This is a genomic window from Prosthecobacter sp., assembly GCF_044236155.1.
Classification (GTDB): Bacteria; Verrucomicrobiota; Verrucomicrobiia; order Verrucomicrobiales; family Verrucomicrobiaceae; genus Prosthecobacter.
This window is the reverse complement of record NZ_JBIIHA010000024.1, coordinates 50,023-68,869: the sequence shown is the minus strand read 5'-3', so window position 1 is coordinate 68,869 and position 18,847 is coordinate 50,023. Positions and strand designations below refer to the sequence as shown.

General features: G+C 60.8%; 17 protein-coding genes, 1 tRNA gene and 1 CRISPR repeat array (1 of these 19 cut by a window edge). Of the genes, 8 read left to right on the top strand and 10 right to left on the bottom strand.

Features of this window, described 5'->3' with window-relative positions:
* Nucleotides 1-33 precede the first annotated feature (33 nt).
* The 4 genes from ACILSE_RS18090 to ACILSE_RS18075 all read left to right on the top strand — a co-directional run bounded on the left by ACILSE_RS18090 (nucleotide 34) and on the right by ACILSE_RS18075 (nucleotide 4,590).
* Entirely contained in the window at nucleotides 34-1,293 is a 1,260-nt protein-coding gene (locus tag ACILSE_RS18090) for a S8 family serine peptidase (RefSeq protein WP_395718831.1), read from the top strand.
* Between the two features lie 453 nt (nucleotides 1,294-1,746).
* Nucleotides 1,747-3,468 (top strand): putative ABC transporter permease subunit, encoded by a 1,722-nt coding sequence (locus tag ACILSE_RS18085; RefSeq protein WP_395718830.1) that lies wholly within the window; start codon nucleotides 1,747-1,749, stop codon nucleotides 3,466-3,468.
* 34 nt (nucleotides 3,469-3,502) lie between these two features.
* On the top strand, nucleotides 3,503-4,180 hold the full coding sequence (locus ACILSE_RS18080) for a hypothetical protein (RefSeq protein ID WP_395718829.1): 678 nt from the start codon (nucleotides 3,503-3,505) through the stop codon (nucleotides 4,178-4,180).
* Between the two features lie 29 nt (nucleotides 4,181-4,209).
* Nucleotides 4,210-4,590, top strand: coding sequence for a hypothetical protein (locus tag ACILSE_RS18075; RefSeq protein WP_395718828.1), 381 nt, complete (start codon nucleotides 4,210-4,212; stop codon nucleotides 4,588-4,590).
* Between the two features lie 93 nt (nucleotides 4,591-4,683).
* On the opposite strand, the gene sucD is transcribed toward ACILSE_RS18075, so the two are convergent.
* From sucD to ACILSE_RS18060, 3 genes are all read right to left on the bottom strand, one after another.
* Complete coding sequence (gene sucD, locus ACILSE_RS18070) at nucleotides 4,684-5,592, bottom strand: succinate--CoA ligase subunit alpha (RefSeq protein ID WP_395718827.1); 909 nt, start codon at nucleotides 5,590-5,592, stop codon at nucleotides 4,684-4,686.
* Between the two features lie 69 nt (nucleotides 5,593-5,661).
* Nucleotides 5,662-6,051 carry a diacylglycerol kinase family protein gene (locus tag ACILSE_RS18065; protein ID WP_395718826.1) on the bottom strand — a complete coding sequence of 130 codons (390 nt, stop codon included), beginning with the start codon at nucleotides 6,049-6,051 and terminating at the stop codon, nucleotides 5,662-5,664.
* A 9-nt stretch (nucleotides 6,052-6,060) separates the two neighbouring features.
* Nucleotides 6,061-7,134 carry a hypothetical protein gene (locus ACILSE_RS18060; protein WP_395718825.1) on the bottom strand — a complete coding sequence of 358 codons (1,074 nt, stop codon included), beginning with the start codon at nucleotides 7,132-7,134 and terminating at the stop codon, nucleotides 6,061-6,063.
* Between the two features lie 152 nt (nucleotides 7,135-7,286).
* Here ACILSE_RS18060 and ACILSE_RS18055 point away from each other — a divergent pair, with 152 nt between their 5' ends.
* Both ACILSE_RS18055 and ACILSE_RS18050 read left to right on the top strand, forming a co-directional pair.
* A complete protein-coding gene (locus tag ACILSE_RS18055; RefSeq protein ID WP_395718824.1) occupies nucleotides 7,287-7,601 on the top strand; it encodes a heavy-metal-associated domain-containing protein in 315 nt (104 codons plus the stop codon).
* Between the two features lie 99 nt (nucleotides 7,602-7,700).
* A tRNA-Ser gene (locus ACILSE_RS18050) sits at nucleotides 7,701-7,791 on the top strand.
* Nucleotides 7,792-8,003: 212 nt separating this feature from the next.
* Here the strand turns inward: ACILSE_RS18050 and ACILSE_RS18045 are convergent.
* Entirely contained in the window at nucleotides 8,004-8,426 is a 423-nt protein-coding gene (locus ACILSE_RS18045; protein WP_395718823.1) for a hypothetical protein, read from the bottom strand.
* A 10-nt stretch (nucleotides 8,427-8,436) separates the two neighbouring features.
* Nucleotides 8,437-9,369, bottom strand: a complete 933-nt coding sequence (locus ACILSE_RS18040; RefSeq protein ID WP_395718822.1) for a metallophosphoesterase — start codon at nucleotides 9,367-9,369, stop codon at nucleotides 8,437-8,439.
* Nucleotides 9,370-9,444: 75 nt separating this feature from the next.
* Between ACILSE_RS18040 and ACILSE_RS18035 the strand changes: the two genes are divergently transcribed.
* Nucleotides 9,445-10,371: a LysR family transcriptional regulator gene (locus tag ACILSE_RS18035; protein ID WP_395718821.1), complete on the top strand. Its 927-nt coding sequence runs from the start codon at nucleotides 9,445-9,447 to the stop codon at nucleotides 10,369-10,371.
* Between the two features lie 42 nt (nucleotides 10,372-10,413).
* Nucleotides 10,414-11,211 (top strand): SOS response-associated peptidase, encoded by a 798-nt coding sequence (locus ACILSE_RS18030; RefSeq protein WP_395718820.1) that lies wholly within the window; start codon nucleotides 10,414-10,416, stop codon nucleotides 11,209-11,211.
* Nucleotides 11,212-11,299: 88 nt separating this feature from the next.
* On the opposite strand, the gene ACILSE_RS18025 is transcribed toward ACILSE_RS18030, so the two are convergent.
* The 5 genes from ACILSE_RS18025 to ACILSE_RS18005 all read right to left on the bottom strand — a co-directional run bounded on the left by ACILSE_RS18025 (nucleotide 11,300) and on the right by ACILSE_RS18005 (nucleotide 17,833).
* Complete coding sequence (locus ACILSE_RS18025; RefSeq protein ID WP_395718819.1) at nucleotides 11,300-11,731, bottom strand: hypothetical protein; 432 nt, start codon at nucleotides 11,729-11,731, stop codon at nucleotides 11,300-11,302.
* A 154-nt stretch (nucleotides 11,732-11,885) separates the two neighbouring features.
* Nucleotides 11,886-12,464 carry a cysteine peptidase family C39 domain-containing protein gene (locus ACILSE_RS18020; protein WP_395718818.1) on the bottom strand — a complete coding sequence of 193 codons (579 nt, stop codon included), beginning with the start codon at nucleotides 12,462-12,464 and terminating at the stop codon, nucleotides 11,886-11,888.
* Between the two features lie 396 nt (nucleotides 12,465-12,860).
* The gene (locus ACILSE_RS18015; RefSeq protein ID WP_395718817.1) at nucleotides 12,861-13,880 is read right to left on the bottom strand and encodes a M28 family peptidase; all 1,020 of its coding nucleotides are present in this window, start codon (nucleotides 13,878-13,880) and stop codon (nucleotides 12,861-12,863) included.
* Nucleotides 13,881-14,057: 177 nt separating this feature from the next.
* On the bottom strand, nucleotides 14,058-15,839 hold the full coding sequence (locus tag ACILSE_RS18010; RefSeq protein ID WP_395718816.1) for a hypothetical protein: 1,782 nt from the start codon (nucleotides 15,837-15,839) through the stop codon (nucleotides 14,058-14,060).
* The gene (locus ACILSE_RS18005) at nucleotides 15,836-17,833 is read right to left on the bottom strand and encodes a hypothetical protein (RefSeq protein ID WP_395718815.1); all 1,998 of its coding nucleotides are present in this window, start codon (nucleotides 17,831-17,833) and stop codon (nucleotides 15,836-15,838) included. The genes ACILSE_RS18010 and ACILSE_RS18005 overlap by 4 nt, the downstream gene beginning before the upstream one ends.
* A gap of 172 nt (nucleotides 17,834-18,005) precedes the next feature.
* Nucleotides 18,006-18,847: direct repeats of the CRISPR family, unit length 36 nt; unit sequence GTCTCCAATGCCTTTCGGCGGGGTGGTCGTGGTGAC (it continues 1,766 nt past the right edge of the window).

Here is an 18,847-nt window from a genome sequence, read left to right as displayed (position 1 = left end):
ACCACCGCCAACGCCCAGGTGCCGGGCGATTAGGTGCCCGGTCGTTACATCGTCGAGCTCAAGCGGGGTGCCTCGCCGGCCGCGGTCGCCGCGAAGCACGCGCTCGTGCCGGACGCGCAGTTTGCGAACGCCCTCAACGGCTTTGCGGGAGATGTCCCGGCCGCGCGGGTGGCCGCTTTGAAGCAGGATCCGAATGTGGTTTCCGTCGTCGAGGATCGTGTCATCGGTCTGCACGCCAAACCGAGCGGTGGCGGGACGACCACCACGGCCCGTGCCAAGGAAGTCCTGCCCGCCGGCGTGGCGCGCATCGGCGCCGTTCCAGGAACCATCGCCTTCACAGGTCGTGGCGTGGGCGTCGCCGTGGTGGACACGGGCCTTGATTTCAATCATCCGGACCTGCCAAGGGGGAGCACCTCCTTCCGCGCGATCGTTTCCCGGACCCGGCTGCAACTGAGCGAGGGCGGCACCGCCGGCCAGGATGACAACGGCCACGGCACGCACGTGGGCGGCATCATCGCGGCGCGCTACGATGGCTATGATGTGGTCGGCGTGGCTCCCAATGCCACGCTGTATGCGGTGAAGGTGCTGGACAAGGCCGGCAGCGGTTATGACTCCACCGTGCTCGCCGGACTGGACTGGGTGGCGAAGAATGCCAACACCGTCAATCCTCGGATCCGGGTGGTGAACATGAGCCTCGGCCGTCCCGGCACCCTCGGCGACAGCCCCAGCTACCGTGCGGCCGTGAAAAAACTGAAGGACATGGGCATCACCATTGTCGTCTCAGCAGGCAACGATGCGACCAAGGAGGTCTCCGCAGTGGTCCCCGCCACCTACCCGGAAGTCATCGCCGTGGCCAGCACCACCGCGAAGGCGGGCACGGACGACATCGGCTGGTTCATCGGAGCCGACACCGCGTCTCATTTCACCACGGACGGCGCCTTCAACAGCAGCACGGGCGTCGGCGTCACCATCTCCGCGCCGGGCGCTGACCAGGAGAACATTGTGTCCGGCTACATTCAGAGCGTCGGCATCCTGTCCACCCGCCTCGGCGGCGGAACGACCCGCATGTCCGGCACCAGCATGTCATCGCCGCACACGGCGGGCGTGGTGGCTCTCATGTATGAGCAGGCCGGCGGCACTCTCGCGCCGGAGTCCGTCCGCGCGACGCTGATGTCCACCGCGTCGAAGATCGGCTCCGCTCCCTTCAATTCGCCCACTTCAACTTACACCTTCGACGGTGTCCGCGAAGGCGTGATCGATGCCATCGGCGCCACCGGCGGCGTGCTGCCGTGAGCCGCGGCGGCTGCGGGTTTTGAATAGGAACAGCGGACGCCCGCGAGGCGGCTGACTTCCATGGATGGCGACGATTCATCCTTCGCAGATGCTTCGGAGAACGGATTCGTCGCCACTCCAAAGCGGACAAGAGGTTTGACTTCGCTGTCCGCTTCGCCCTCCGGGCTGCCGTTGGCAGTTTGCCTTCGGCTATCTCCACTTTGTTCCGGTTGTCTCGCTCCGCTCGGCTGCGCTCCCCTCATAACCAATAACCAATAACCAATAACCAGGAACTCTCCCCCTCTTGTCTCTTTCTCGGCCGGTTCATCTGAATGGCGATGGGCCCGTTCTCCGTAGCATTCATCCTTCGCAGTCTTGCTACGGAGAACGGAGGCTACTGCGAAGGATGAATCGTCGCCGCTCCAAAGCGGATTGGAGGCTGGCGCGGTGGGGGAACACGGTTAATTTGGAGAGATGACGGTCGCCCATGCCACTTCCCTGCTCGCGAGCGCGCACCGGCGCATGCTGGCGCACAAGATCCGGGCGGGGCTGCGGGAGAACCGGCTGCTGGGGGCGACGGTGGGGACGTTTCTGGTGCTGTATGGCGTGGCGGCGTATTTCCTGGTGGCGCGCGGGCTGGAGTTCGTGGCGAAGCTGCCGCTGATCGGCCCGCTGCTAACGGAGCGGATGGTGTTCCTGCTGTTTTTCTTTTTCTTCGTGATGCTGGTGATCTCGAACGCGACGATCACGGGGATGGGGCTGTTCCGGCGGCGGGAGATGGAGTGGCAGGTGGCGCTGCCGCTGCCGCCGCGCAGCCTGGTGCTGTGGAAGACGCTGGAGGGGATGCTGCTGGCAAGCTGGGGCCTGCTGGTGCTGAGCGCGCCGATCCTGCTGGCGCTGGCGCGGGTCTATCAGGCGGACGCGGGCTTCCTGCTGGCGGTGGCACCGGCGCTGCTGTCCCTGGTGGCGATCTCGGCGAATGTCTCGACCTGGCTGATCATCGCGCTGGTGCGCGGGGCGCGGCGGTGGATGTGGAAGCCGGCGGCGGTGGTGCTGGCGGTGCTGCTGGCGCGGACGCTGCCGGGATGGCAGACGAGCTTTGAGACGATGAACTCGGGCGATCTGACGGCGAGCCTGAACCAGCTGCTGCGGCATACGGAAATCTGCATGCACCCGCTGCTGCCGAGCTCGTGGGTGGCGGAGACGATCCAGGCGGCGGGCCGCGGGCTGACGGAGAGGATGCTGTTTTTCAATCTGGTGCTGCTGGCGCACGCGCTGATGAGCCTGGTGGTGACAAGCCGGGTGGCGAGCGGGCATTTTTACGCGGCGTGGAACCGTGTGATGTGCGCGGCCCCGGCCGGCGGGGCGAAGGCGGACAAGCTCATGACCGGCCGCAAGCCGGGCCGGGCCGCGGAGTGGCTGCGGCGCGCGCTGGCGCTGGACCGGGCGTCCTTCGCGCTGCTGCGGAAGGAGGTGCGGGTGTTCGTGCGGGAGCCGGTGCAGTGGGGCCAGACGGCGATCATCTTCAGCCTGCTGCTGATTTACTCGATGAACCTGCGGAAGCTGGGCTACGACCTGCAAAGCCCGTTCTGGATCACGGTGGTAAGCCATCTGAACTTGCTGGTGTGCTGCCTGGCGCTCTCGACGCTGACGACGCGCTTCATTTACCCGCAGTTCAGCCTGGAGGGGCAGCGGCTGTGGATCCTGGGCCTGTCGCCGCTGCCGCTGCACCGGGTGCTGGGGCTGAAGCTGCGGCTGAGCGCGAGCGTGCTGGGGCTGGTGATGGCGGGCCTGGTGCTGGTGTCCGGGGTGTCGCTGGCGCTACCGTGGAAACGGGTGCTGTTTTTCTGCGCGGCGATTCTGATGCTGAGCTACGGGCTGACCTCGCTGGCGCTGTCGCTGGGGGCGCTGGTGCCGAATTTTCGCGAGTCGAACCCGGCGCGGATCGTGTCGGGCTTTGGCGGGACGGTGTGCCTGATCGCCAGCTTTGTGTACATCGTGGGCGGGACGGTGCTGACCCTGCTGCCGTCGTGGCGGAACCTGCGGCAGGACGCGGTGGAAATGGTGGCGAACAACGGGTGGGCGGAGCTGGGCGCGCTGGGTGGACTGGCTGTGCTGACGGTGGTTTTTGGAGGCCTTCCCTATTTTTTTGCCCGTAAGCGGACGAAAAATCTGGAATATTTAAGACATGTGTAGTATTTCCGTGCTGAATCTAATTTTCAGCACTGCCATGGTCACTCGCAAATCTCACGCCACCGCCTCCGCCCCCGGTCATTTGGAAGAAAACCTGCTGGTTTTCGACTCCGCACCCGAATTCATGGACGATCCGATGGCGCTGGAGAACGTGGACTTCAAGGTGAAGGCCGCGCAGGAGCAGCTCACCCAACTGCGCCAGCAGCAGGAGGAGATCGAGCGTCAGAAGCAGCATCTGGAAAACCTGCGCCTGAAGCAGGAGCGCTTCGTGGCCGGCAAACGCGACCTGCTCGAAAAAATCTCACGCGCCAACGACCATCTGGAAGACGAACTCGACGATGCGCAGAAGCGCGCGGACGAGCTGCGCATCACGCACGAGGAATTCTGCCGCCACCTGGAGATTTTGAAGTCGCTGCAGCCGGAGAAATGGCACCGCACGCAGGTGGACGAGGAGCTGGACGGCGCGCTGGCGGCGATCGAGGAGGCCGAGAGCGGCTTCGCCAAAGGGCTGCGCCGCCTGCACATGATCACCCCGCCCGAAAGCGCGTCCTTCAACGGCGCCGCGAGCCTGGATGACGCCAACGCCCCGCTGCTGACCGCCGCCCACGGAAGCACGGACGACCTGATGACGTGGATGAAGCGCGGCTTCGCCTTCACCCTGCCGCTGATGGCCACGGTGCTCGTCGCCATCGTGCTGATCCGACTGATGTTCTGATTTTTCACCCTCCACCCGCCTTCACCGACATGGCCCTGTTCTCCGGCAACCGCAAAGTCCGCTCCCGCCGCCCGAAAACGGCGAAGGAGGCCAATCATGAGCTTTCGACACGTGGTCAAACACGCCACCTCGCCAAACGTGCGGACGAGTTGAGTCGCCAGATCCACCGCCTCGAGTGCGCGATCACCGCAGAGCCCCGGATTCAACGCGAGCGGCGGCTGGCGAACGTGAACATCGTTCCGCCCATGGAGCTTTCCTCCCCCGCCCCGCGTCGCCGCCGCGTGCCGATCGCCCAGCAGCGCGCGCAACGCGGCCAGCGTCTGCGCCTGCTGTTGGAAGGCGTGCTCGTTGTCGGCAGCATCGCCGCCGTGACCGGCTGGCTGAACCAGTGGTATCACTTCTGGAACTGAGCGACCCGTTCTTCCCCGCTTCAACAAAAAAGCCGGATCGTGAGATCCGGCTTTTTTGTTGCTTGGAAATCGAACGAGCGACGTGCTTCAGGCTCAGGCCTTGCCCCAGCGCTTGAGGAGCGTGGCGGCCATGTCCGAAGGAGTTTCGGAAACGGCGATGCCGCAGTCGGCGAGGATGCGCTTCTTCGCGGCGGCGGTGTCGTCCGCGCCGCCGATGATGGCACCTGCGTGGCCCATGCGGCGTCCGGGAGGCGCGGTGGCACCGGCGATGAACGCGGCGATGGGCTTTTTGCAATGGTCCTTGGCCCAGCGGCCGGCCTCGACCTCGGCGTTGCCGCCGATTTCACCGATCATGATGATGGCCTCGGTCTCGGGGTCGTCGTTGAACATCTTGAGCACGTCGAGGTGGTTCGTGCCGTTCACGGGGTCGCCACCGATGCCGACGCAGGTGCTTTGACCGTAACCGCGGGTGGTGAGCTGCCACACAGCTTCATAGGTGAGCGTGCCGGAACGGCTGACGACGCCGACATTGCCGCGCTTGTGAATGTAACCGGGAGCGATGCCGATGCGGCAGCCGCCGTGGGATTTCTCACCACGGCCGGGAGTGACGAGGCCGGGGCAGTTCGGGCCGATGAGGCGGGTCCTGCTGCCCTTCATGGCGGCCTTGACCTTGATCATGTCGTTGACCGGGATGCCCTCGGTGATGGCGACGGCGAGATCGAGACCGGCGTCCACGCCTTCAAGAATGGCGTCGGCGGCAAAGGGCGGAGGCACAAAGATCACGCTGACCGTCGCGCCGGTCTCACGCGCGGCCTCGGCAACGGTGTCGAAGATGGGCACCTTTTTGCCACCGTGCTCGAACACCTGGCCGCCCTTCCCCGGAGTCACGCCCGCGACGAGCTGCGTGCCGTAGTCGATGGAGGCCTTCGCGTGACGCGAGCCAAAATCACCGGTGATGCCTTGGACGAGGATGCGGGTGTCAGTTTCAACGAGAATGGCCATCGGGAGTGCTGCGGTGAGGGTTTTTAGGGGGCGGAAAGGCCGCGCATCATAGGAGTCTGCCCCGCTGCGTCAAGGAGTCGACGGAACATTCTCGAAAAGACGCCAGAGCTTCGGCAAAAACACGATGAAGCCCACGACGACCGAGATCAGCGCCGCGATGAGCACGGCGGCGGCCGCCACATCCTTCACGCGGCGGATCGCCTCCTCACGCTCGCGGCTGACACGGTCCGCCAGCGCCTCGACGGCCGTGTTCAACAACTCCGCCGTCAGCACCAGGCCCGCGGCGAGCAGCACCGCGCACCATTCCCAGGCCTGCAAGCCGAGCCACACGCCCGCCGATGTGACGATCACGACGGCGGCCGCATGAACCCTCAAGTTGCGCTGCGTGCGCAAGGCCCAGCACAGCCCCTCAAACGCAGGCGCGAAACTGCGGAGGACGGCGTACAGGCAGCGGAACATGCCGCGAGCTTACTGGCTGCCGATCGGTTTTTCCACCGGCGGAGGAGGCATGACCGCCTTGATGACATTCTTGAACTCCTCCAGCCAGCGCGAGGCGTCCGGGTGGCTTGGATTGTTCTGGATGATCTTGAGCATGTCCGCCAGCGCGTTGATGGCGTTGATGTTGTTGGTGAGTAGGTAGCTGTCCTTTTCCCACTGCAGACGCGGCAGCTCCTCCGCCTGGAGGATGTTGAACTCCGTCTCGCTCATGCCTGATTTGCGCAGGTTCATCTCGGCATTGATGCGGGCGTCCCACTGGGCCGCCAGCTCTTCCGGTTTCTCGGCGAGATAGTAGGGGAAAATGACATTCGAATAGATGCCCGCGATGTTCAGCGGCGAGTACTCCCACTGCTTGCTTTTCAGATGGTCGTCGAGCTTGAAAGCGCGGCTGAACTCGGTCGATTTCACCGACTGGCGGAGCATCCCGGCCAGCGGGCTGGCACCGCCCAGATCCCCACCGCCGCCACGGGGCCCGCGTCCGCCCTTGCCACCGCCGTTGTCCTTCACCTGAACCGCGCCCGAGGCGGTGTGCTTCATGGTTTCCTGCACGGCCACGATTTCCTTCGCCAGGAAAGCCTGCAGAGCCGGCACGACGGTCCCCAGTTTTTTGGGATCATCAATGCTCTGGGCCTGGATGGTCATCACGAGATATTCGAGCTGGAAAAGCAGCGCCTTGGTGAAGTTGTCATCCTTCAGTCGTTCCTCGTTTCTGTCCCGCCACTCCATGAAGTCGGTCTGCTTGAGATCCTTGCGCTCAAAGTTCTCCAGCTTGTAGCAGTCGAGATACAACGCCACAGCGGCGGTCTCGCTCGCGAGGGCTGCCTTGAACTTCGCCAGCGCGGCGCTGAGGACGGAGGTCCTGCCCTGCCCGATCTGCGCCTCCACCTTTTCAAGCTCCCTCATGATGTGATCCAACTGGCCCGGGGTCAGGGAGATCTTGGGAACAGCGGACGCCTCGGCCTCGTTCGCAGGAGGCGGGGTTTGGGCGCTGGCGGGAGAAGCCAGCATCACGGCCAGCAGAGCAAGGAGGGAGGTCGATTTCATGGTTGGAAGAGCCTAGAACACATCAGAACACCGGCAGAAGCGAAAAAATGCGCCTGAATGTGAAATTCTCTCCTGCAACGTGGATGACTGGCGGAAACTTGGACTTGGCTGCACGAACACACCAGCTAATTGTGCTTCCACACCTCCATCTTATGAATCGCACACGGTTTCTCATCGCCCTCTTCGCATTCAGCCTGCTTCCGCTGATCGCGGCCGACAGCAAACCTGTCACCTACGTCGCGGAGATGACCGGCATGGTCTGCGCCGGATGCAAGGATCATGTCACCGCGTCATTCACCAAGCTCGAGGGCGTTTCCAAGGTTGAAATCGTTCCCGGCGACAAGCCCGGCACGCAAAAAGTCACCGTGCTGTCCAGCAAGGACACGCTGACCAAGGAACAAGCCGTCGCCGCGCTCGGAGCCTCCGCATCCACCTACATCGTCCACGCGTGGAAGAAAGCCGAGTAGGCGCTATTTTCTCTCTTGAGCGAAGAAGGGCAAAATCAACTTGCCTGCGCCTTTGGCTGCGCCACTATCCGCGCTCTCCATTCTCAGGAGCAAGCATCTGGACAGGTGTCAGAGTGGTCTAATGAGCACGCCTGGAAAGCGTGTGTACCCTAATCCGGTACCGAGGGTTCGAATCCCTCCCTGTCCGCCACCCTCATAATGAGTGAGTTACGCTTCAGAAATCGGAAAAGTGGCAACACTAGTGGCAACATAGCAAACCAAGTCAGCCACGTTAAAAGAGGTTAAGTGAAGGTTCGCGTGGATGGCAAAACGACACCGCACGACATTCAAAAAAACGGTTCTTCACGCGACATCACCAACCGCGCATGATGTTCACGTGAATCCATGTCCTGCTGGCCGTTTTCATTCTTCATCACTCAACGCACCCGGCAGCGAGTTTGCAATGTTGGTGGCGGACTCGATGATCAGAACAAACAGGACCGAATGGCTCGGATCATGTGAAACAAGCTGCTGCACTTCTTGCACAAGCTCGTGCATCTCCTCAATGGATTCGCACAACCACTTCGAGATACGCTCCATTTTTTCGGAGAGTCTTTCTTCACTGGCCCCGTCCCTCTGCAGTTCCTCGAGTTCAAAGATCTCGGTGATGACATCATGCTTGGTGTTGACGAGCGAACCACAGACTGTTTCGATCTTGGCTCGTAGCTCGGCGGGAACGTCAAGCGAGGGCAGTTCACGCTGTATATAGCTGGCGTTGCTCAGCATCTGCATGGCGCAGGCGCGTGTTGCCTGCATGAAGAGTGGAATGTTCGAGTCGTTGTTCATGACCTTGCTTTCAATGGATGTTCGATGTGACGAAATTGGAGGCTGTCAGATGGCGCTCTCCCTCCCAGCGGTAAGCCACGAGCGGGCCGTCGAGGCCGGCGCTGAAGTCGAGACAGGCGATGTTGGGAGCCAGCGGGGCTTTGGGGCGGTCGGCGGGCAGCCAGTAGTGACCGAAGAACACGGGTGGCTCCTGTGGCCCGTAGTTGGGCAGGCGCTGGAGCAGCCAGGCATCGACTTTCATCGAATCAGCCATGCTGCCGGGGGGCATGACGAGGTCACTGATCGTGAGTCCGTCGCGGATGTCCCACCAGCGGCTCCGAATGGTGTTGCGATAAGTGCCCTCTTTGTCGCGGAACAGGTTGCCGTCGCTGGCGGGGATTTCCGGGCCTTTGAGCACGTTTTCGACGGCTCGGTGTTCGGGAGTCATCTTGGTGGCGCTGGCGTGTAAGAAGGCCTGATCTATGAGGCTGCGGGTGTTCAGGCGTTTGATGCGGCGGGTGTCCCAGCAAGCGTGGACGCAGCGCAGCGCGCCAAGGTCCAGGAACATCGGGAGGCATTTCATCCATTCCAGCCAGTCGGCCCACTCGGCCTCACGTCCCTCAAACGCGCGCAGGGTGGCCGTGATCTGACGGCGGTTTTTCTCGCTGTGCTCCCGGAGCCAGCCGCCTTGACCGTCCGGGGTGTGGTAGCAAACAGCGTTGTATTCGTGGTTGCCCATGATTGCCAGCGCATCGCCGGCCTCGACCATGGCCCGGACAGTGAGCAGAACTTCCCGCACTTTGGGGCCGCGGTCGATGTAGTCGCCGAGGAAGATCACCTGGCGGCCCTCGGGATGGTGGAAGCCTTGCCCTTGGGGTTCGTAGCCGAGATGGTGAAGGAGTGCGGTAAGTTTGTCGTGCTGCCCGTGGAGGTCGCCGATGAGGTCGTATGCTTGGTTTTTCATGACGGCTGATTATTCCCTCAGACATCTCATTCGACTATGCAGCAAAATGTTGTATCACTTACTTTGGAGTAAGTTATGAATGATCCCCTCTTTTCCCGTGATGGCCTGTCTTTGGACCGCTTGCGCAGTTTCATGGCGCTGGCGGAGGCGGGCTCGATTGCCAAGGCGGCCCCTGACCGCCTTTCCCGACAGGCCCAGATAAGCCGCCAAATTGGTGAACTCGAGGTCTTCTTCGGCACCGAACTGACGATGCGCCGAGGCAAGACCTTGGCCCTCTCCCCGGCCGGCGAGCGCCTGGCAACGCTTGTGCGGCAGCAATTTGAGGATCTGCGGGATTTTCATCGTGAGCAGCATCAACAGCCCAAAACCTTCCGCATCGGTGCCGGGGCCAGCCTGCTGGAGTGGCTGGTCATTCCGGCCTTGAAGGACATCCGGCAGACCCTGCGGGGGGCTTCGCTGCATTTGGAGGTGATGCGCAGCCGTGAGTTGGTGGAGGCGGTGCGGGAGGGCTCGCTGGACTTTGCCGTGGTACGGGAGGATGCGCTGAGCGAGGAGCAGCGGCTCAAAGCGAGCCTGCGCCTGACCTCGCTGTCGTTCCACCTTTGTGCCGCCCGCCATCTGGTCCGGACAAGCACCAAGCATGGCCTCGCCATGCCTCAGGACTGGAGATATCTGCCTTGGGCCGTCCTCTCGGGCGGCGGACAATTTGATGCCAAAGTTCGTGGCATCCTGGAGGCCGCCTGTCCGGGCCTGACGCCAGCCGTGGAATGCACCTCGCTGCTTCAGATGAAGGAGATGGTGATCCGCGGTGTCTGTGCCGGCATCCTGCCCTCTCTCGGCATGAAGGGACTTGCCGAGGCCGGGGTGGTATCCCGTGAGTTTGAACCGCTGAAGGACTACGGGCGACCGCTGGCACTGCATTGGAACGACCGCCAGATGAGGCGGCGAGGCGTCGGTGAGGCAATCATCAAGGAGATGGTGAAAAAGCTGCGCTCCAACTGATGTCAGGCCCAGCTTGCCTGGCGTCTCAAAGACAGTTGGTTGATGACGATGTGCGGTCGCCTCAACCAATTCTCGAAACTACCCTCCCTGTCCCTCCCTGGGCGGGCATTGCGCATTGAGCAGCGCAAAAAGCAGCGGGAGGACAAAAAAGCCGCCATGAAGGCCGTGAACAATATCTGCCCCACCGAATACGCAGATGTGGTCACACTGAGTGCTGGCGAGCTTCGCTGCGAGCGCATGCGCTTTGGCCTCATCCCGGCCTGGGCAACAGGGACCAAGGCAGAGGTCTGGCGGAAGTTCATGCTCACTTTCAATGCGCGGTGTGAGACGGTCTTTGACCTAGCCTCCTACCGCGGGCCGATCTTGAAACAGCGCTGCCTGATTCCGGTGCGTGGCTGGCATGAATGGCCCGCCAGCGGGAGCCCCTTCTTCATCCACCGCGCGGACGATCAGCCGCTGCTGCTGGCGGGCATTTGGGATGTCTGGGAGAGCCCTGATGCGGCGGATGAGGAGAGTGGTGCGGTGGTGACTTCCATGAGCGTCATCACCACCCCGCCGGGGCGCTACATGGCGAAGTTTCATGACCGCAGCCCCCTGGTCTTGGAGGGGGAAGCCGCAAGCGCCTGGCTGGACCCAGGTCTGGACAAAGCACAGGTGCAGGCGTTGCTGCGTCCCAGCCGTGACGAGCAGCTCGAAGCCTACCGGGTCTCCACGGCCGTCAACAACCCGAGAAATAAGAGCGAGGAGGTGTGGCAGGCGGTGGGGCCCCCGGTGCCGCAGGCCGGGGACACCCCGGTTGAGATCGAAGGAGACGATAGCCCACAGTTGAAACTGTTCTAAAGAGTTTCGGCCGGGGTGATGAATTACAAGGCAGGACAATCCAAAGCAAGTGCAAGCGCGAACATGCCGCCTGAGTGTTCTTGATTCATCAACCTTCAACCTCGCAAATGGACCACGCTTGAACAAAAACGAGGCAACCAACCAGAAGTTTCGTCCAGAGATGATTACTTGGCGAATTTTCGCCCAAATCCTCTTGAGGAAAAATCTGGATAACTGACTCAAATTCCTTTTCGAATGTCATGTTATCGAGTGGGTCGCTTCGGTCATGCAGATCCATGATTGCTTCCACCAATGACCAACAGGCATGGCAGCAGTCATCTTCCGCTTCGCTGGACAACACTTGCGCAAGCTCCCGGCGACTTTTGAACCATTTATATTCCAAATCCATCGAGGCGGTGGCGTCTATTTGTTCACCAATTGCTCGCACCGCTTCATTTAGAGCAACTCGCAAATCAGAGGCGTTAAGAACCGCATGCTCGACGACCCCAAGCCATCGCTCGCTCAACAGGTGAGTATTCATGGTTGATAGCTCTTGCACTTGTTAGTTCACGAGTGAGCACAGCGCAGGTTCCTTTTTGCGCGCTAGATAAAAAGAAAAAGATATAGCGCTCTTCAACCATCGTGTAGTTGAGAATAATAGAATGGAGTGTGGTGCGTGCATCACGGGGCATCTATCAAAATGGCCAGGGAAGGTCTCTAGAGTTGGGCAATACGCTTCCAAGTTTGAAAAATTCCGGAACGATGCATGTCATCTCCCATATCAACTCCATCATGGAACACTCTCTTTTGACCCCGTCATTGCCCCGGATGGAGAAAATCAGAAGGAAGTCGTGAAGAGCCTCCTCTGTGGTTAATGTTCGCCAGCCGGACTTGGTGTCCGAGGTTGAGTCCACAATGAGGAATTCCTTTTTCCTGGGATCGTAGCCACCAATGACCACCCAATGAAGGCACCGCAGCGGTCCCAGAAGCACGACGGCTGGCTGGCCGCGTTCCAACCTGTTGATGACTTTTCTGAACGATGAGAAATCCGGGGCCAGTGCATCCACCACAAATCCATCATGCCTGAAGGTCCTGAGCATGTCCCACGGCAGTGTGCCATCCCAGTCGGTCAATGGCAGTGCTGGTTCATCCACCTGCATCGCTTTGCGCAGGTGTTTGTTTTTTAGCTTAAAATGCCTGTAAACCACGCGGCTGGCGCACAAGCCGCAGGTATGATTCTCTCGTTGGCGCACATGTTTCAAAGACAGTTTCATATTGGATGGAGTTAAGGATTCGTTGGACAGATTTGCGGGGATTCAGAGGACGGAATCATCACGACCAAGCATCGGCCTTGGCAGTTATTAGTCCGGCACTTGGATAGCGCGCCTCTCGCAAAGGGAGAATCGCCCGATTTGATTTTCTGTCGTGATGCAGGATTAATAGTATGCAAGCGAACAAGGTGATTGCCGCGGCGTCATGGCCCTTGGCGACCACCAGATTGGAGAAGTCTGCGGCATCGCGATAACCGCGGGCAAGCCCTTCCTAGGCTTTCTCATCATGGCCTGTTGGGCAGAGGTGAATGGTCTTTGGTGTGATTGGGATTGTCTGGATGGTTTAGTGGAGGTCTGCGTGAAGCTCCAATGTAACGACATCCGGGGATGTCGGCTGGTTTAGCACAGGCCTGCGCGGAGCAGCTGGTGGACAAAGGCGTCCATCTCCTTCCGGTTGTTCACCCCATTGAGCTTGAGCCATTTTATGACTGGCTGGTAAAGCATGCCCAAGGACTGCCTGAGGTAGGTCATCTCCAACTTCAGTGTGTCATGGGTGCGTTCTTTTTGCCGCCGCCCTGCCATTTCCAACGAGCTAATCGAATTCGCAAGCTCGGTGACATAGTGGGTAATGTGGCTCATCTTGTGGTAGTTGAGCCGGTCTGGGGTGTCGGTGGGCGCATGGTAGTGAGCCCATTGCCCGCAGGAGAGGAAAAAGTAGGGCACTCCGTTGCGCCGAAACACTCCATGGTCGCTCATGTCGCCGATGTAACGATTGAGCGTGGGAATGATCTTCAAGCCGGCAGGCTGGCCGATGGAATCCAGCGCCATGGCCATATCCTCATGACTCTCGCTGCCCATTACAAACAACAACTGGCCCAGCGTGGGGATCGTGATGTCCTTTTGGGCCAGTCCTGGAACGAGGCCGGCGGCTTTTCCAAGGTATGGCACATGCGAGAGCACATGACCTGGAATCGAAATATCATGCCCGACCAGGTCCATAATGATGGCAGCGTGGATCTCTCTCTTGCCCAGCACATGATCCTCATAAAAGCGGTGGCTGCCCATGCCGTCCCCCAAAAAGTAGGGAGGCTCTTCTGCATCAAAGAGCGCGATCACCACGTCGCGTTCGAGGCCGCCTTGCTCCGCCAGCAGTTGGCCCGCCTGAAGCGCGATGGCGACTGCCGCCGCATTGTCATCCGCGCAGGGGAAAGGAATGACGCTGTCGTAGTGGGCACCGATCAAGATGGGCGCGAGGCTTGGATCAGCTCCGGGCAGGCATCCTGCCAGATTACAAAAAGCCTTGCTCTTGAACTTGTAGGGCAGTTCCAGTGATTTCCCCACATACGGCCTGCAGCCGATTTCTTTGAGACGGCGCTTTAGGTGGAGCCGCGCCTGCTCATGACCATCCGAGCCCACCATGCGGCCATCGGGATAACAAATGGCCTCGGTTTCAGTGCGAAGGATTTTGGAAAGGTTTTTCATGGCTCGTGAGCTGAATTTTAGCGTTTCTTTTTGGAAGCCGCCTTGCGGCGCCGCGCGGCTTCAATTTTTTCAAGCAGAGCTGGAATGGATTCCCCATCGAGACGTGGGGAGTTCTTATTCAGTATCCACAAAATGTAAGATGGTTTTCAATGCCTCCCTCACCTGATCTCGCGTTGCAAAGAACACCTGATGGCGGGTTGTGAGTTCCGCGATCAACTCATGGTGCCGACTGGTGATCTCATTTGCGCAACGGGTGAGACGTTTGGCGAATGTTGAAACAAGGCAGGTGATGAAGGCTAGAAACATGACCGGCAGCATGGTCATCATCAGATTGCCGAAAACGTAGCCCGGCGAAGGCACGGGAAAGTTTTGCCATTGAAACGTGTTCATGCCTTCAAAGCTGGTCCGCCAAGCGAGCAGAAAAGACTGGTAGAGCGCCCAGAGCGGGCCCGCCGCGAGGGTCCAGAATATCACAGTCGCCACAGCGCCAATCATAAAGGCCGGAAACCGTGTGGTGAAGCTCGCGACGGAGTCTGCGAAGATCTTGCTGGATCTGGACCGCAGTTGCTCGATACCGCTGACCTTGATCTCGCCAGGGGCCATCCGGAGGTGCTCCGTCACGCCCTCCGGCAGGGCGTGACGCGCAGCCCTGTGGAGTGCGTTCAGCGCAGGCATGAGCTCCTCCGAGATCAGGGTGCAGGCGCGTGCGTTCAACTCATGATCGAGGCTTTTCCCGCGCGTGGTGAGGCTCCTGACGTTGCGCACGGCCTGGAAAGCGCTCAGGGCCAGGGAGGGCATGCTGCCAAGCATTGCAAACGCCAGCCGGTCGATCGCTCCGCTCACCAGCGCGAGCATGGTCATGAAACCGCGGAAGGGAAACATCACGGGATGCAGGGAGCTGGCGATGCGCCAAAGCATTTGAAAGCGCACACTGCGCTCCAGTTCCTCGGTGCTGCCCACCAGACGCTGAAGCACCTCTCCCGCGGCGCGCTCCTCCGCTTTCTCCAGATCCTCCAGCGGTTTACGCAGACGCGTGATCAATGGGGCCAGCCGGGTGCCCAGTCTTTGTCGCAGTGATCCGAGGCGAGCCGCGAGCATGGCGGATGGATTGGCAGCCGTGGTAGTCATGGCCTCACGAATGGCGTTTCGTGCCAGCATCGCTGCCTGCTCCTCGGCGGCCGCACGGTCGCCGCGGTGTTCGAATCCGGGGATCAGCACCGGCGGCAGCACCTCGCTGAGCGGGCAGCACCGTTGCAGGCGCTCGCGCAGCCTGGTTATTTCAGGGAGGCTCAGGTTTTCGGCACGCGGGTATTGATGATCCACGATCACGGGCAGAACAGTGGCACCGTCACCTTCTCTCAGAAAGGCATCGTTGGACTCATCTCCCATCGTGTCCCAGGTGAACATTGCCACGCGCAGTGGTGCCAGCGTGATGCTGCGCAGCGCGTGCTGCCTGCGCTGTTCATCGGCCTCATTGTGACCGGGAACATCCAGCAGGACATACGGACGGCCCAGGTCGAAGAGGTTTTCCGGCGGGACCGGAATGCTTGTTTCGCAGGAGAAGTCCAGCTCACCGGGAAGCTGCGCGCCAATCCACATCAACTTGTCCGTGTCTCCCTCTCGCCTGGAGCCACAGGGAATTCGTTCGCGTGCGGTGGTGTTCAAAAGGAGGGAACGGCAAAGCCACGACTTGCCAGAGTTTTTGGATCCCACCACCGCGATGACGGTCGATGACATGCCGCGCCGCCCGATGATCTCATCCGCCTCGCGACGAAAGGTTTCCAGCTCGCGCTGCGCGCCGGCGGCCTCGGCGGACGGGCCGAGAAGCAATGAAATGGCAGCGGAGACTTCGTCCACGCGGGTAAGAATGAAGGTGTCGTTCATATTGTTCTTCATGGTTCGATTTGATCCAGGGTGTCGCGGATGCCTTGCAGTGCGTCATGATCCAGTTCGATGACCGGTTGCGCCAGCACACGGATGACCGCGGGTTGCGATGCCACGCCGGGTGACGGCAGACTGAGTTTACGGCCGGTCATGCGATGCCTCAGCTCCGCATCCTCCTCCCGCGGCAGGCACAGCCCGTCCAGGACGGCCGCGTGCAAGTTGGCCACCTGCTGCAGCCCGGCCTGTTTCTCCAGATAGCGCGTGAGGTCACTGACCGCCGCCTTGTGAAACAACGCGCTGATGCCCAGCGCCGTCAGCAGTTCTTGAATGCTCGCCAGTTTGACCGCCGTGGCGCCGAAGTCGATTTGTGAAACGAACAGCACCGCCATCATCGTCGCGATCAACGACGCGGGCAGCACAAAGGTGGCGATAGCCCGTTTGTACCATGGCACTTCCTCCCACAGTTTCGTCATGATCTTGTCGAGCACATCGGCATCGCATGTGTCCTCCGACATGTCGAGGTCCTTGAGCGCGCGGAGAGCGAACGTCCAGACTTTGGCAAGGTCGCCCTCTGCCACATCGGTCCGGACGCAGCGCAGCGGCTTCATGTGATCCGCGAAGGCATCGGGCTTCACGGTATGAATGCTGTCGGGGTTTTTCCACGGGGATTCGGGTTTCGCCCCACCAAGCGGAATGTAAGAGCGAACCCATTCCGCAAAGGCGGACGCCCCCTCATGAACGGATTTCATGAGGCTGGTGAAGGGTTTGTTGGCCCACAGCGCAACACCGATCTCCCACGGTGCGGTGCGTTCCATGGAATCGAGAATGGCTTTCGAAATGCCTTCGGAGAAAAGTGTGCGCACATGACCCGCCTCATCGACGAAGTGTTCGGTTAGAAACTGGCGCACATGCTTTTGCACCTGGCGCACCTCTGCGCCGGTTTGTTTCTCGCATTCGACCAGCGCTTCGATGGTCTGGTTCAGAGTGCTCTGCATTTCAGTGATCCCGCTGCGCACAAAGGCCCGGCCCAAGGTGGAGACATCCAGCGAGTCGGGCAGCTTGGAAATGTCCCGCCCGTCCAGACTGGTGAAGACCGGCCACCGAGAGCGCCCATGCACCTCCTGCTGGTAGGGCGCGTGGTAGATGGCCCTTATCATGTCCCGCACCTTCCAGTCCGTCAGGACCGACTCGGCGTTGGCGATGTCCTTGGCAGCGTCTGCGTTCGCCTTGTTGAGCACGAGAAACACCGGCAGTTCAGGCGCATGCTGGTGCAGTTCATGCAGGATCGTCAGCGCGGTTTTGGCCGCCATCTGCTCTTGGCTGCACACCAGGATGAATGCGGAGCATAGACGCGCGGCCTTCACCAGCGCATCCAGCCGCAGATGAGAGGTTGAGCCCGCGCTTTCTCCGCCGCAGGGCCGCTGGATATCGGGGCAGTCCAGGAAGCTCAGATGGTGCCCGTCCAGCGCGGCGTCATGCGCCACAAGCGGGATGCCCAGTTTGACGCCCTTCGCATCGCGGGCGTTGTATTGCCGCGCCGCCGTTTCCGGATCCTCATCGAGGTTTTCCGCGGGGCTGCCGAACTGGCTGGCAAACATCTGGGCAAAGCAGCGCATCGCCACGCCATCCGAGCGCAGGGACTCCGGCAGCCAGAAGACGAAGCGTTGCGTCGCCTCCTTTTCATAGTCGCCCACCAGCACACGCCGGCGGTTCGGCTCGGACAGAAACGATGCCACCAAGGTCGATTTGCCGGAGTTCACCGTGCCGCAGACACCGATGACAGGCGTGCGGGCGAGCTGGGCGGCGTGGTCGATGCCGGTGAGGCGTTCCTGCATGGCGGCGGCCAGATCCGGCGTCATCTCGCGAGCCAGCGAAAGCAGGGTTGCTCCAGCAATGCCGCTATCTTTCCACACGCGGCCGATCTTGGCGTGCTGCACCCTGCGGCGCAGCAAGGCGGCGATTTTGGACGAGTCAGCGATGTCGGGCATGTGCGTCGGGTGGTTCATGGTGGGAAAGGATTGGCTGCCAGCGCCCCATCATTGCCATGCAAGTTCTCAACCTGCGATTGGCCGGACATCCGCCGATATCTTCCCGCCCTTGTCATCAACCAGACAAGGTTCGTGTGGCTGTGTGCTGGTGACTTCGAATTCTGTTTATGATTCTGTTAGGTATTCTGTTGTCTCCAATGCCTTTCGGCGGGGTGGTCGTGGTGACCGCAGGGTAAAAGAGTACAACCCCGCCGTCCGGGTCTCCAATGCCTTTCGGCGGGGTGGTCGTGGTGACCGCCAGATGGGTCTGTCAGGAAAGTGGCTGTGTTCAGTCTCCAATGCCTTTCGGCGGGGTGGTCGTGGTGACCTCAGGGCTGTTTGCGAAACCCACCTGGAAGATGTCTCCAATGCCTTTCGGCGGGGTGGTCGTGGTGACCAGGCCAACGAGCGCGAGGAGTTGAAGGTTAAGGTGTCTCCAATGCCTTTCGGCGGGGTGGTCGTGGTGACAAGAAACGGCCTCCGCCCGCAACGCAGGCAACCAGGGTCTCCAATGCCTTTCGGCGGGGTGGCCGTGGTGACGCCGAGTGGGGGCACAAAGTCATCAGCGAAAATGGGTCTCCAATGCCTTTCGGCGGGGTGGTCGTGGTGACAGGACATCCAATGCTATGAAGAAAATCAAAATCAACGGTCTCCAATGCCTTTCGGCGGGGTGGTCGTGGTGACCGCCACTTCCATGCTGCTGGCATCATGCAGTGAAGTCTCCAATGCCTTTCGGCGGGGTGGTCGTGGTGACAGCAAACCGGTCTTAAAGGACCAGGGACACAACTCCGGTCTCCAATGCCTTTCGGCGGGGTGGTCGTGGTGACCTGGAAATTATGGATGCTAACTTCGCCATCATTCCAGTCTCCAATGCCTTTCGGCGGGGTGGTCGTGGTGACTGCTGACCCAAGCAGTAGGAGGTTGGTATCGTTGTCTCCAATGCCTTTCGGCGGGGTGGTCGTGGTGACCAAAAACCTGGTTCAGGAACAGGAA

What these genes read in the sequence shown, in the direction of transcription:
- ACILSE_RS18045 (WP_395718823.1), bottom strand. Translation starts at nt 8,426, where the DNA reads ATGAACAACGACTCGAACATTCCACTCTTCATGCAGGCAACACGCGCC.
- ACILSE_RS18030 (WP_395718820.1), top strand. Translation starts at nt 10,414, where the DNA reads ATGACGATGTGCGGTCGCCTCAACCAATTCTCGAAACTACCCTCCCTG.
- ACILSE_RS18065 (WP_395718826.1), bottom strand. Translation starts at nt 6,051, where the DNA reads ATGTTCCGCTGCCTGTACGCCGTCCTCCGCAGTTTCGCGCCTGCGTTT.
- ACILSE_RS18005 (WP_395718815.1), bottom strand. Translation starts at nt 17,833, where the DNA reads ATGAACCACCCGACGCACATGCCCGACATCGCTGACTCGTCCAAAATC.
- ACILSE_RS18055 (WP_395718824.1), top strand. Translation starts at nt 7,287, where the DNA reads ATGAATCGCACACGGTTTCTCATCGCCCTCTTCGCATTCAGCCTGCTT.
- sucD (WP_395718827.1), bottom strand. Translation starts at nt 5,592, where the DNA reads ATGGCCATTCTCGTTGAAACTGACACCCGCATCCTCGTCCAAGGCATC.
- ACILSE_RS18010 (WP_395718816.1), bottom strand. Translation starts at nt 15,839, where the DNA reads ATGAAGAACAATATGAACGACACCTTCATTCTTACCCGCGTGGACGAA.
- ACILSE_RS18025 (WP_395718819.1), bottom strand. Translation starts at nt 11,731, where the DNA reads ATGAATACTCACCTGTTGAGCGAGCGATGGCTTGGGGTCGTCGAGCAT.
- ACILSE_RS18060 (WP_395718825.1), bottom strand. Translation starts at nt 7,134, where the DNA reads ATGAAATCGACCTCCCTCCTTGCTCTGCTGGCCGTGATGCTGGCTTCT.
- ACILSE_RS18015 (WP_395718817.1), bottom strand. Translation starts at nt 13,880, where the DNA reads ATGGTGGGCTCGGATGGTCATGAGCAGGCGCGGCTCCACCTAAAGCGC.
- ACILSE_RS18040 (WP_395718822.1), bottom strand. Translation starts at nt 9,369, where the DNA reads ATGAAAAACCAAGCATACGACCTCATCGGCGACCTCCACGGGCAGCAC.
- ACILSE_RS18075 (WP_395718828.1), top strand. Translation starts at nt 4,210, where the DNA reads ATGGCCCTGTTCTCCGGCAACCGCAAAGTCCGCTCCCGCCGCCCGAAA.
- ACILSE_RS18080 (WP_395718829.1), top strand. Translation starts at nt 3,503, where the DNA reads ATGGTCACTCGCAAATCTCACGCCACCGCCTCCGCCCCCGGTCATTTG.
- ACILSE_RS18035 (WP_395718821.1), top strand. Translation starts at nt 9,445, where the DNA reads ATGAATGATCCCCTCTTTTCCCGTGATGGCCTGTCTTTGGACCGCTTG.
- ACILSE_RS18085 (WP_395718830.1), top strand. Translation starts at nt 1,747, where the DNA reads ATGACGGTCGCCCATGCCACTTCCCTGCTCGCGAGCGCGCACCGGCGC.
- ACILSE_RS18020 (WP_395718818.1), bottom strand. Translation starts at nt 12,464, where the DNA reads ATGAAACTGTCTTTGAAACATGTGCGCCAACGAGAGAATCATACCTGC.